The sequence below is a fragment of the Paractinoplanes atraurantiacus genome (assembly GCF_900215205.1).
Lineage (GTDB): Bacteria > Actinomycetota > Actinomycetes > Mycobacteriales > Micromonosporaceae > Actinoplanes > Actinoplanes atraurantiacus.
The window spans coordinates 67,353-79,567 of the sequence record NZ_OBDY01000010.1 but is presented as its reverse complement, the minus strand read 5'-3'; the positions used below and the strand labels follow the sequence as shown (position 1 = coordinate 79,567).

Genomic DNA, 12,215 nt, shown 5'->3' with positions numbered 1-12,215 from the left:
TGGGAGGACGAGGCCTTCGCCACCGCATCGGCAACGAGCGGCGAGTCCACCCGCCCTTGGTGGCCGTCGGCCGGCGAGGAGGTCGTCGGCACCGCGGGGTCCGAGGTGCTTCCCCGAACCGCTGCGGCGGGGACCAGCGTGGAAGGGGCCGGAGCCACCGCCGGCGCGGGGGCGGCGCGGCCCGGCAGCGGCGGGAACGTGAAGCCTTTGACGCCGGGGCGGCCGGTCAGGACCACGTTGGCCGTGGGGAGGCGGGTCACCACCTCGGTCACGTCCGGGGAGGACGGGCCGGTGGCGAGGGGGCGGGGCTTGCTACTCACGGGGCGCACTCCACGATCACGTCCAGGGCGCGGGCGAAGTCGGGACCGGTCACGCCCGCGTTGAGGGTCAGGCGCAGGCGGGAACTGCCGTCGGGGGTGGACGGCGGGCGGAAGCAGCCTACGGCGATGCCCCGGTCGCGGCAGTCGGCGGCCCAGGCCAGGGCGGCTTCGGGGCCGGGGGCCACAACGGACAGTACGCCCGCGGCCGGGCTCGCCACCTCGAAGCCGGCCGACCGCAGGCGGGCGACGGCCTGGGCGGCCCGGCCGGCCACCAGCGCGCGGCGGTCGTCGGCGGCCCGGGCGATCCGCAGGGATTCCTCGACTCCGGCGGCGACGGCCGGGGGCAGCGCCGTGTCGTAGATGAACGTCCGGCCGGTGTCGATCAGATGCTTGATGAACTGCGCGGGACCGGCCACGACGCCGCCGGCTCCGCCGAGGGACTTGGAGAGGGTCGCCGTGACGACGACGTCCGGCTTTCCGGCGAGGCCCGCCGCCGCGACGCCGCCCGCGCCCTCGGGGCCCAGCAGCCCCAGCGCGTGCGCGTCGTCCACCAGCAGGAGCGCCCCGCGGGAGGAGGTCACCTCGTGGAGCTCGGCCAGCGGCGCCAGGTCGCCGTCGACCGAGAACACCGACTCTGTCACGACGACCGCCGTGGAGGGAGCCTGGGCGTCGAGGATGGCGGCCACTGCGGACGGTGAATTGTGGGGCGCGACGATCGTCTTCGTGCCCGCCATGCGGCAGCCGTCGATCAAGGACGCGTGGTTGTACGCGTCGGAGACGATCACATCGCAGAGGGCGGCCATACTCCGTACGGCCGCAAGGTTGGCCAGATATCCCGACGAGAAGACCAGCGCCGCCGCCGTGCCCAGCCACTCCCCCAGCGAGGCCTCCAGCGAAGCGTGGGCCGATGTCGTGCCCCGGACCAGCCGAGAGCCGGTCGCGCCCAGCCCCCACCGCGCGAGAGCACCGGCCGCGGCCTCGGTCACCCGGGGGTCGCCGGCCAGGCCGAGATAGTCGTTGCCGGCCAGGTCGACGGCGGTCGCCCGGGGGCGCAACTGACGGGTGAGCCCCGCCTTGGCCCTGCTCGCGGCCAGGCGATCCAGCTCCTCCAGCCAGCCCGACAAGACACCTCCAGCGATCACGAGAATGGGAAACTATCACCCGCCACTGACAGTCCTACCGGCCGTGAAGGTCTGTAGGGTACGGGCATGCCCGAGATCCTCGAGATGGCCCGTGCCCAGGTTCTCGCCGGCGGGGCCGGCCTCGGCGAGGCGCAGATTCTCGAGGTGCTGCGCCTCGGCGACGACCATCTGCCCGAGCTTCTCCAGCTCGCCCACGACGTGCGTACGAAATGGTGTGGTCCTGAGGTCGAGGTCGAGGGCATCGTCTCGCTGAAGACCGGCGGCTGCCCCGAGGACTGTCATTTCTGCTCGCAGTCGGGGCTGTTCGCCTCGCCGGTGCGCTCGGTCTGGCTCGACATCCCGTCGCTGGTCGAGGCCGCCCGGCAGACCGCCGCGACCGGGGCCACCGAGTTCTGCATCGTCGCCGCCGTGCGCGGGCCCGACCAGCGCCTGATGGCCCAGATGCGCGAGGGCGTCAAGGCGATCCGGGAAGCGGTGGAGATCCAGGTCGCCGCGAGTCTCGGCATGCTCACCCGGGAGCAGGTGGACGAGCTGGTCGACATGGGCGTGCACCGGTACAACCACAACCTCGAGACCTGCCGCTCCTTCTTCCCGAGGGTGGTGACCACCCACTCGTGGGAGGAGCGCTGGAGCACCCTCACGATGGTGCGCGAGTCCGGCATGGAGGTCTGCTGCGGCGGCATCCTCGGGCTCGGCGAGTCGGTCGAGCAGCGGGCCGAGTTCGCGGCGCAGCTGGCCGAACTCGACCCGCACGAGGTGCCGATGAACTTCCTCAACCCCCGCCCGGGTACGCCGCTGGGCGATCAGCCGGTGGTCGAGGGCCGCGACGCCTTGCGCGCCATCGCCGCCTTCCGGCTGGCGATGCCGAGGACCATTCTTCGGTACGCCGGGGGCCGGGAGATCACCTTGGGCGATCTGGGTACGCGTGACGGGCTGCTCGGCGGCATCAACGCGGTGATCGTCGGCAACTACCTGACGACCCTGGGCCGTCCGGCCACCGAGGACCTCGCGCTGCTGGCCGAGCTGAAGATGCCGGTCAAGGCCTTGTCGGCGACGCTGTGACCTTCTGCGACCGCTGCGGCGAGGCGGCCGCCCGGGGCGACCACGCCGCCTGCGAGCGGGCGCGCGCCCTGGAGCCGCCGCGTTACTGCGCCGAGTGCCGCCGCCGGATGAAGGTGCAGGTGGTGCCCACCGGCTGGACAGCCACCTGCGTGGAGCACGGCACTCGCGCCTCTTAGTTGACGACCGGGTCCACCGAGTTCACCGGCCGCTCGACCGGCACCGGGAGGGTGACGCTGACCATCGCGCCGTCGCGCTCGGCCGGGCCGGCGCCCAGGCGGCGGAGCGTGCGCAGCATCGCCACGTTGTCGGCGGCCGCGTGGGCCACGACGGCCGCGAGGTCGCCGCGCTCGGCGTGGGCCATCAGGCGGCGCAGCAGGGCCGTGCCGATGCCGCGGCGCTGCCAGCCGTCCTCGATCAGGATGGCCACCTCGCCCAGGTCGCCCTCGGTGAGCAGGTTGGCCATCGCCACCACCCGGTCGCCGGCGATCGCCAGCAGTGTGCGGCCGGCTCCGGACGGCTCGAGCAGGCGGCGCAGGCGGGTGTCGGTGGGGCCGCCACCGCCCAGGTAGCGGCGCTGCAGCGTGGCCGCCGAGCTGCGCTCGTGCAGACCCCGCACCCCGTCCAGGTCGTCGGCCGTGGCCTGCCGGACGGTCAGCTCGGTGCCGTCGGGCAGCAGCAGCGTGGACTGCTCGCGCCCGCGGCGCAGCATCGCGCTGGAGAGCTCGACCAGGGCCTGCGCCCTCGCGTATTCGGCCGGGGTGAAGGCCGGGGCCGTGCGCAGCACCTCGAGGGAGCCGCCGGCCGGGTCGGCCAGCCGCATCCGCTCGGCGTCGTGGCCGGGGCCGCCGCTCAGCGGCTCGGGCCGCCAGCGCACCTCGGTCGCGTCGAGCAGCGCGACCAGCGCCTCGCCCAGCGTGTCGGGCTCGTGCACGAGCCGGCCGGCCAGGGCCAGCGCCCGGGTCGGCTGGTCGGCCAGGCCCTGCGCCTCGGCCCGGGCCACGAAGGCGTTGCGGCCGCGGCCCTTGGCGATCGCCGTGAGCAGCTCGGTCTCGTTCATCGAGTCGGGCGCGTCGACCAGGAAGTCGTCGACCGCGCCCGCCTCGGTGGTGTGCACCTGCACGGCCAGGATGTTTACCGACCGCAGAGCGAGGCTCGCGGTCAGGACGGAAAGGTAGCCCGGCCGGTCGTCAACCGTTGCCCGGATCCGCCACAGCGCCATCTCCGGCACTCCTCTCGGCGAGTCACGTCAGCTGTACCAACGCCAATACTGCCCCGCAGGTGTTAACCGGACATTGCTTGAGCTGGGATTTGGATGCGAGTCCCATCACATGGGGTTTGCCACCGCGGGCACGCTCGATGTGCTCAGGCGGTCGCCCAGGATGACGGCGGCCGCGCGGACCAGCTGGGCCACCCGGTCGACCTCGGTGACGTGGAAGGCCGCCGCCGGCAGCTCGTCGTCGGCGGAGCGGGCCAGCACCAGCACCAGGCCGTCGCGGCCGAACGGGGCCACCGCGTACTTGGTGTTGTCGGCGCCGGTGAGCGGCCGGGCCCGCAGCGGGGTGACCTCGGGGAGCTGGAGCGGGGAGGGCGCGCGCCAGCTCGCGTACGTCACGGCGGGCTCGCTGGCCAGGGCGCGGGGAGCTCCCGTACGGGAGGCCCAGTCGGCCGGGACCACGGCGGCCGCGGCCCAGTCGGCGGCCAGCAGGCCCGGCATGGCGTCGACCAGGGTGGCCAGGCCGTCGGCCGGGTTCGCCGCGACCTGGGCCAGCAGCTCGGCGTCGTGGCCGCCGTTGACGGGGGCGCCGATCGCCTTCCAGACGCCGTCGACCTGCACGCCCGGGATGGCGGCGAGACCGGCCAGGAGCCGTTCCACGCGGGAGGCGCCGGGCCAGACCACGGTGAAGTCGTCGACGGCGCGGCCGCCGAGTCGCTCGAGCACGACGACCTGGACGATGTCCGCGCCGGCGACGCCGAGCGTGCGCGCGACCTGGCCGAGAGCACCGGGACGGTCCGGCAGGGTGACTCGTACCCGCAGCAACATGCAACTCCTCCCGTCTTAGGGCGGCACAGCGATGCCGCCCTCCGGCGTACAGCGTGCCAACTCGGCATTTCGCCCCGGTTGCGCCGCCGTGTCAATCATTCTCAGCCCGCAAGTGACGCGACGTCACCGGGGTATCGTCATAGCGTGATCTGCCCAGCGTGTCGCGAGAAGCAGCACGACAAGTGCCGCGGCGGCTCCTGGTGCGACTGTCAGCACCGCCCACCCGAGCCGACCCCGCCCGCGACCGGCGCGCCCGGCCCTTAGACCTCGTTGCGCCTGAACGTGGTGTCCTCGGGAATCTGGAGGAAGAGCCCCCCGCCGAATCCCGGCGTCAGCGCGTCGGCCACGAACGCCCCGACATCGCGCCCGCTCAGCCAGCCCGGCTCGATCTCCCCGCCGTCCCAGTCCTCGGTGACGATCGGCGTGTAGACGTCGACCTCATGCAGCCGCACGGCCTTGCCCTCCGCCTCGGCCGCCAGCACCCGCATCAACATGGCCTGCGCCGCCCCGGTCACCGAGATCGGCCCCGACCCGGCCACGGCCAGCACCGACGCGATGCCGCCGAGCGTCAGATAGACCGAGTCGGCCCGGTCGACCAACGCCGGCAGAAACGCCCGGGCCACCATGAAATGACTCGTCAAATTGTCCGAAATGATCCGCTGCCACACCGCCGGGTCGAGTGACAAAAGTGGCGAACCCTCCCACCACTCCCCGAGCGACGCCACGACGGCATCGATAGGCCCGAGATCATCCGCCATCAAGAACCGCAGCCGGGACGCATCAGACAAGTCCGAAATGTCACCGACATACCCGTGCAGCCGGTCTGACTTGATCTTGCCCTCGAGACGCGTCAGCCGAGCGGGATTCCGCGAAGGCACGGCAACCACCGCACCCCGCGCGATCAATTCCTGAACGACGACAGTGCCGGCCCGGCCGGTGCCGCCCGCGACGACATGGACGCGCCCAGTGAGTGTCACCGCGCAACCGTATCGAAGATGGGCGCGCCTCCCTCGTACGGGCAAGATCTTGTGGATAACTCTGTGTATGAGCACCAGAAGTTGTGGACAACGCGTGCCAACCGACGCCGCGTGCGTCTTTTGTCGTACCCCTGGTGCACGATGATCGACGTGTCTGACGAAGCTGCCCTTCCCCGCGGCGGAAAACAAAATGACAAATCGGATGTAGACCCCGTCGGGCGGGTCTTGGGTACAGCCGATGCCACCCCGCTTCAGTTCTGGACGGCCGTGACCCCCGGCAGCTATCTGCAGCTCGACGACGTCGTGGTCACCAAGCGCGAACTGCCCGACCGCGAGCCGGTCACCATCGCCGGCGTGGTGACCCAGGTCCGCGCCCGCCACGAGGGCGCCCAGTTCGACTCCGACGTCTTCGCGATTGCCGACGGCACCCTGCCCGCGATGGTGCAGGAGGCGGCCGAGATCACCACGACCCGGGTCGACCCCGAGCTCTACGTGCCGCCCGCACCCGGCGCCGTCGTGCACCGGGCCTCCGGCGAGGCCCGCGACGCCGCCCTGCACTTCGACCGCATGGAGCGGCGCATCCCGATGGGCACCGGCCGCGACGGCGTCCCGGTCTTCCTCAACGCCGACTTCCTCGACGGCACCCGCGGCGCCCACGTGTCCATCTCCGGCATCTCGGGCGTGGCCACCAAGACCAGTTTCGCGACGTTCCTGCTCTATTCGGTCTTCCGCTCGGGCCAGCTCGGCGCCGACGGGGCCAACGCCCGGGCGCTGATCTTCAACGTCAAGGGTGAGGACCTGCTCTTCCTCGATCACCCCAACACCAAGCTCGACGAGAGCACGCGGGCCGCTTACAAGCTTCTCGAGCTGCCGGCCAACCCTTTCCCTGACATACGCGTGTACGCGCCCCCACGAGCAGGCGACTCCTCCGGTGCCCCCGACGTCAGCAGCCGCCTCACCGGCGTCGACGCGTTCTACTGGACGCTCGAGGAGTTCTGCTCGCTGCGCCTGCTGCCCTACGTGTTCGCCGACGCCGACGACGAGCGCCAGCAGTACACGATGGTGGTCCACTCGGTCACCGCCCACCTGAACCGCCACGCCGTCCCGGCCGAGGGCGGCATCAGCATCGACGGCCGGCGGATCGGGTCGTACGGCGATCTCGTCGACCACATCGTCGAGCAGCTCACCGACGACGACACCCGGTCGACCTGGGCCGGCAGCGCGGTCAACATGGGCACGGTCAACGCGTTCGCCCGCCGCCTGATCGGCAGCAAGCGCGACCTGGCCCGGCTGATCCGCGGCGACCTCGCCCAGCGCCGCCCGCACCAGATCAAGACCGCCGAGTCGGCCCAGGTCACCGTGGTCGACCTGCACAACCTGCCCGACCGCGCGCAGCGGTTCGTGGTCGGCGTGACGCTCAAGACCGAGTTCGAGGAGAAGGAGAAGTCCGGCACCGGCCGCCCGCTGCTGTTCGTCGTCCTCGACGAGCTGAACAAATACGCGCCGCGCGAGGGCACCTCCCCGATCAAGGAGGTGCTGCTCGACATCGCCGAGCGCGGCCGTTCGCTCGGCGTCATCCTGATCGGCGCCCAGCAGACGGCGAGCGAGGTCGAGCGCCGCATCGTGACGAACTCGGCCATCCGCGTCGTCGGCCGGCTCGACCCGGCCGAGGCGGCCCGCCCCGAGTACGGTTTCCTGCCGCCCGCGATGCGCCAGCGCGCCCTGCTGGCCCGCCCCGGCACGATGTTCGTCAACCAGCCCGACATCCCGGTGCCGCTGTGCGTGGAGTTCCCGTTCCCGGCCTGGGCCACCCGCAAGTCCGAGTCCGGACCGCCACCCACCTCCACCATGAAGTCGATCGTCCAGGGAGCCGATCCGTTCGCCGTCGTCGGCGGCCGCGGCGGTTCGCAAGACGACGACATCCCGTTCTAGGGTTCACCGATGCGCATCCTGCACACCTCCGATTGGCACGTCGGGAAGGTACTCAAGGGCCGTAACCGGCACGAGGAGCACATCCGCGTGCTGGCCCAGGTCGTCGAGATCGCCAGGGCCGAGCGGCCCGATCTGGTGATCATCGCGGGTGATCTCTACGACACCGCGGCCCCGACGGCCGACGCCACCCGGGTGGTCACGCGGGCGCTGTCGGCGCTGCGCAAGACCGGCGCGCGGGTGGTCGCGATCGGCGGCAACCACGACAACGGGGCCGCCCTCGACGCGCTGCGCCCGTGGGCCGACGCTGCCGGCATCGAGCTGCGCGGCTCGGTGCTGGCCAACCCCGAGGACCTGCTGATCACCGGGCAGACCGAGGAGGGCGAGCGCTGGCAGCTGGTGGCCCTGCCGTTCCTGTCGCAGCGCTACGCGATCCGGGCCGCGGAGATGTACGAGCTGACCGCGGCGGAGGCCTCTCAGACGTACGCCGATCATCTCGGCCGTTTGATCGCCAAGCTCAGCGAGCGGTTCTCCGACCCCGGCGTGATCAATCTGCTGACCGCGCATCTGACGATCTTCGGGGCCACCACCGGTGGCGGCGAGCGCGAGGCGCACACGGTCATGGGCTACGCGGTGCCCGCGACGGTCTTCCCGCAGAACACCCACTACGTCGCGCTCGGGCACCTGCACCGCTCGCAGCAGGTCATCGCCCCGTGCCCGACCCGCTACAGCGGCAGCCCGCTGGCGATCGACTTCGGCGAGGAGGAGAACGTCTCCTCGGTGGCCATCGTCGAGGTCGGCGTCGACCGGGCGGCCCGGGTCCGCGACGTGCCGATCTCCTCGGCGATCGCCCTGCGCACGGTCCGCGGCACCCTCGAACAGCTCGCGACGGTGAACCTTCCGGACGCCTGGCTCCGTGTTCTGGTGCGCGAGAAGCCGCGGGTCGGCCTGCGCGAGGACGTGCAGGAGCTGCTGCCCAACGCTCTCGAGGTGCGGATCGACCCCGAGATGATGCCGGACCGGACGGGAGAGCGGATGGCGCAGCGGGCCGGCCGGTCGCCGCGTGAGCTCTTCGGCGACTACCTGGACAGCAAGGACAACGCCGAGGACGGCGTCCGCGAGCTGTTCGACGAGCTGTACGACGAGGTGAGCACGAACAAATGAGGCCCATCAGGCTCGACATGGCCGGGTTCACGGTGTTCCGGGACGAGACCACCGTGGACTTCACCGACGCCGACTACTTCGCGCTGGTCGGGCCGACCGGCTCGGGCAAGTCGACGGTGCTCGACGCGATCACGTTCGCCCTCTACGGCACGGTCCCGCGCTGGGGCGGCGCCCGCGGCATCGGCAACGCGCTCGCCCCCTCGGCCACCGAGGCCCGGGTGCGCCTGGTCTTCGAGTCGGCCGGCGACCGCTACGTGGCCACCCGTGTCGTCCGCCGCGACGGCCGGGGCAACGTCAAGACGGCCGGGGCCGGGCTCCAGCTCATGCCGCCCGGCTTCGACGTGACCAAGCTCGACACCGGCATGGACCTCGACGACCTGGGCGAGGTACTGGCCGGCACCCCGGCCGAGATGGACGAGGCCGTGCTGCACGCCGTCGGCCTGCCGTTCGAGCAGTTCACCAGCTGTGTCGTGCTGCCGCAGGGCCAGTTCGCCGACTTCCTGCACGCCAAGCCGGCCACCCGCCAGCAGATCCTGGTCAACCTGCTCGGCCTGCACGTCTACGAGGAGGTGCAGACCAAGGCGACGGGGCGCGCGCAGACGGCCGAGGGCAAACTCGCCGTGGTCGATCAAAATCTGGCCGGGCTGGCCGACGCCACCGACGAGGCGGTCGAGGAGGCGCAGGCCCATCTCGTACGCATGCGGGAGCTCACGACCGCGGTCGAGCAGGCCGTGCCCGGGTTGCGCGACAAGCGCGCCGCCGAGGAGGCCGCGGCGGCGAAGCGGGACGAGCTCGACGCGGAACTCCGGCAGCTGGGCTCCGTGCGTACACCTGCGGGAAGCGTGGAAACCGCGGGCGTGACGGCCGCAGCGAGGGCGACCGCCGCCGAGGCCGCGGACGAGGTTCGCGCGGCCGAGGAGAAGGAGGAGAAGGTCCGCGGTGAGCTGGCCGCGGCCGGCGACGCGGGCTCGCTGAGCCTGATGCTCGACCGGCATGCCGAGTTGCAGCGGCTGACCGGGCAGGAGGAGTGGTTCGCGGGCGAGGTGTCGGTGGCCGACGTCGAGCACAAGGACGCGGTGGCGGCGCTGGAGCTCGCGCACAGTGAGCATCTGGGCGCGGCTCAGCTGCTCGAGCAGGCCCGCCTCGACTACACGGAGGCCCAGCGTACGGACCGGGCGGCCGCCCTGCGGGCGCATCTCGTGGCCGGCGACCACTGCCCGGTGTGCGAGCAGACGGTGACGACAGTGCCGGCCGTGCCCGAGGGTTCGGCGGTGCGGGCGGCCGAGGCGGCGGGCAAGGCGGCCCGGGCCGCCGCGGAGGCCGCCGAACAGGCGTGGAAGCAGCGGGACGCGGTAGCCCGCAAGCTGGAGAGCAACCTCGAGCGCAAGCGAGCCCAGTACGAGCACCACTTGTCGCGCCTGGCCGAGGCCCGCGCCGCGGTGGCCGAGTCGCCGGGCGTCGAGGCCCTCCAGCGACGGCTCGACGAGCTTTCCCGGCTCCAGAAACACCTTGACCAAGCCGCTTCGTCCGTACGGACGGCGCGCGCGGCCCATCGCAAGGCGCAGGCGGCCGTGGTCGCCGCCGAGGAACAGCAGCGCACAGCGTGGCGCGAGTTCGACGCCGTCCGCGACGGCGTGGCCCGCTTCTCCCCACCCCCGGCCGACCGCGACGACCTGGCCGGCGCCTGGTCCACCCTGGCTTCCTGGGCCGCCGACCTGGTGGTCTCCCGCCGCTCGGCCCGCACGTCGGCCGACGAGGCCGTCGCCGCCGCCCACCAAGCCACCCTCGCCACCATCTCCGACATCTCGGATCTGTTCGTGGCGGCGGGAGTGCCAGCGCCGCTGCGCTCGTCCGGCGCCGGCTCACCTTCCGCGAGCCGCCCCTCCCCTTCGCCGCACAATTCCGACTTTTCCTCCATTTCGGAAGCCGACCTTATTCGGGCGGCAGCGGTGGCGGCCGAGCGGGCCGAGGCCGCGTGGAAGCGGCTCGACGACCGGCGGGCCTCCGCGGCCGAGCTGACCGAGCAGCGCATGACCCTGCAACGCGAGAGCCGGGTCGCCAAGGCCCTGGCCGGGCACCTGCGGGCCAACAACTTCGAGCGCTGGCTGCTCGAAGAGGCCCTAGATCTGCTCGTCGGCGGCGCCTCGCGGATCCTGCGCGAGCTGACCGGCGGCCAGTACGACCTGATCCACGACAAGGGCGAGTTCTTCGTCATCGACCACCACGACGCCGGCCTGCGCCGCGGCGTGCGCACACTGTCCGGCGGCGAGACGTTCCAGGCCTCCCTGGCCCTCGCGCTCGCCCTGTCCGAGCAGCTGGCCGGCATGTCGACCACCGCCGCCAGCCTCGAGTCGATCGTGCTCGACGAGGGCTTCGGCACCCTCGACGCCGCCACGCTCGACGTGGTCGCGGCGACGCTGGAGAGTCTGGCCGCCCGCGGCGACCGCATGGTCGGCGTCGTCACCCACGTCAACGCGCTCGCCGAGCGGGTGCCGGTCCGGTTCGAGGTGCGCAAGGACGCGCGTACCGCCCATGTGGAGAGGGTTGGCCTTTGACCAGGATGTTCGTGGACGCGTGGGACCCCTCGTACGGCGCCTCCTACGAGGGCGCCGACGGCGGCGAGGGCCCGGCGTCGCCCAGCAGCGCCCAGGTCGACACCGATGTGGAGATCCCCGCCGCCGAGTGGGCCCCCATCGACGTGTCCCCCTCGGTGCGCCGCCCCGACGTCGTCTTCCTGGTCGACGGCGTCCGCCGCAACGACGCCGGCCTGTGGACGGCCGAGGAGGACGGCACGTCGTACGCGGGCCTGGCCGCCTCGTACGCGGCCGGCGTGGTCCGCTGCGACCTCGGCCGCGGCCAGGCCGAACTGGTCGGGGCCAAGGTCGGCCGGGGCCTGTTCACCGCCAGCCCCACGGCGTCGGACGTCCAGGCCGGCACGGTCCGCTACACCGTCCACCGCATCGAGGGCGCCGGCGAGGCCTCCAAGCTGCCGTCGGCCGTCCAGCCGTCCCTGACCGCCCTCGAGATCGACATCTCGTCGGAGGCCCGCGCGGTCGGCTCCGACGGCGCCGACCTCCTGGTCGTCGACGGCCCACTGCGCAACCGCCGCCAGCTGCCCCGGACCATCGGCTACGTCAAGACCCAGCAGAAGCAGTACCTGCCGGGCGCCCTCACCCCGGTCGTGACGTCGCTGCGCCCCGGCCAGCGCACCCCCGTCTTCCATCTGGGCACAGTGTGGGGCGGCTGGTCCTGGTATCTCCGCCTCCCCGGCGGCTCGGGCGCACCCTGGTCCGGCATCGTCCGCGTCGAGTGCTCCCCCGACCTGGCCCCCGACGAGGCCATCGAGCTGGCCGAGCTTTCGAGCGCCACCCTCCCGCGCTTCGCCTCGGCGTCCTACAAGGACCCGCGGGCCCCGCAGAACCTCGTACCCATCGCCGGCCTCGAACGCCGCCTGCGCACCATGCTCGGCGACGCCCGCTTCCTGCACCGAGCCTTGACGAAGGCCACCGCCCTGACCCGCTGACCCCACCCATCCCTCCCTCGCCGCCGTCCCTCCGCCGCCGCCCCTCTTCCGCCGCCC

Annotated in this window: 10 protein-coding genes; 6 read left to right on the top strand and 4 right to left on the bottom strand. The window is 72.4% G+C overall.

Going from position 1 to position 12,215, the window contains the following annotated elements:
• Positions 1-316: 316 nt before the first annotated feature.
• On the bottom strand, positions 317-1,444 hold the full coding sequence (locus tag CRP55_RS22985) for an 8-amino-7-oxononanoate synthase (protein WP_097322192.1): 1,128 nt from the start codon (positions 1,442-1,444) through the stop codon (positions 317-319).
• An 84-nt stretch (positions 1,445-1,528) separates the two neighbouring features.
• Here CRP55_RS22985 and bioB point away from each other — a divergent pair, with 84 nt between their 5' ends.
• The gene (bioB, locus tag CRP55_RS22980) at positions 1,529-2,524 is read left to right on the top strand and encodes a biotin synthase BioB (RefSeq protein ID WP_097322191.1); all 996 of its coding nucleotides are present in this window, start codon (positions 1,529-1,531) and stop codon (positions 2,522-2,524) included.
• The gene (gene bsaP / locus CRP55_RS22975) at positions 2,521-2,700 is read left to right on the top strand and encodes a biotin synthase auxiliary protein BsaP (RefSeq protein ID WP_097322190.1); all 180 of its coding nucleotides are present in this window, start codon (positions 2,521-2,523) and stop codon (positions 2,698-2,700) included. Before bioB ends, bsaP begins: the two co-directional genes overlap by 4 nt.
• Here bsaP and CRP55_RS22970 read toward each other — a convergent pair.
• From CRP55_RS22970 to CRP55_RS22960, 3 genes are all read right to left on the bottom strand, one after another.
• A complete protein-coding gene (locus CRP55_RS22970) occupies positions 2,697-3,743 on the bottom strand; it encodes a GNAT family N-acetyltransferase (protein ID WP_097322189.1) in 1,047 nt (348 codons plus the stop codon). The genes bsaP and CRP55_RS22970 overlap by 4 nt on opposite strands.
• A gap of 105 nt (positions 3,744-3,848) precedes the next feature.
• Positions 3,849-4,565: an ACT domain-containing protein gene (locus CRP55_RS22965; protein WP_097322188.1), complete on the bottom strand. Its 717-nt coding sequence runs from the start codon at positions 4,563-4,565 to the stop codon at positions 3,849-3,851.
• Between the two features lie 260 nt (positions 4,566-4,825).
• Positions 4,826-5,587 carry an SDR family oxidoreductase gene (locus tag CRP55_RS22960; protein ID WP_179855301.1) on the bottom strand — a complete coding sequence of 254 codons (762 nt, stop codon included), beginning with the start codon at positions 5,585-5,587 and terminating at the stop codon, positions 4,826-4,828.
• A gap of 96 nt (positions 5,588-5,683) precedes the next feature.
• Between CRP55_RS22960 and CRP55_RS22955 the strand changes: the two genes are divergently transcribed.
• Genes CRP55_RS22955 through CRP55_RS22940 form a run of 4 tightly spaced genes read left to right on the top strand, consistent with a single transcriptional unit; the run spans position 5,684 to position 12,158 of the window.
• Positions 5,684-7,474: an ATP-binding protein gene (locus tag CRP55_RS22955; RefSeq protein WP_245923315.1), complete on the top strand. Its 1,791-nt coding sequence runs from the start codon at positions 5,684-5,686 to the stop codon at positions 7,472-7,474.
• Between the two features lie 9 nt (positions 7,475-7,483).
• Positions 7,484-8,635: an exonuclease SbcCD subunit D gene (locus CRP55_RS22950; protein WP_097322186.1), complete on the top strand. Its 1,152-nt coding sequence runs from the start codon at positions 7,484-7,486 to the stop codon at positions 8,633-8,635.
• A complete protein-coding gene (locus CRP55_RS22945; protein ID WP_097322185.1) occupies positions 8,632-11,190 on the top strand; it encodes an AAA family ATPase in 2,559 nt (852 codons plus the stop codon). Before CRP55_RS22950 ends, CRP55_RS22945 begins: the two co-directional genes overlap by 4 nt.
• Positions 11,187-12,158 (top strand): hypothetical protein, encoded by a 972-nt coding sequence (locus CRP55_RS22940; protein ID WP_179855300.1) that lies wholly within the window; start codon positions 11,187-11,189, stop codon positions 12,156-12,158. Before CRP55_RS22945 ends, CRP55_RS22940 begins: the two co-directional genes overlap by 4 nt.
• Positions 12,159-12,215 lie beyond the last annotated feature (57 nt).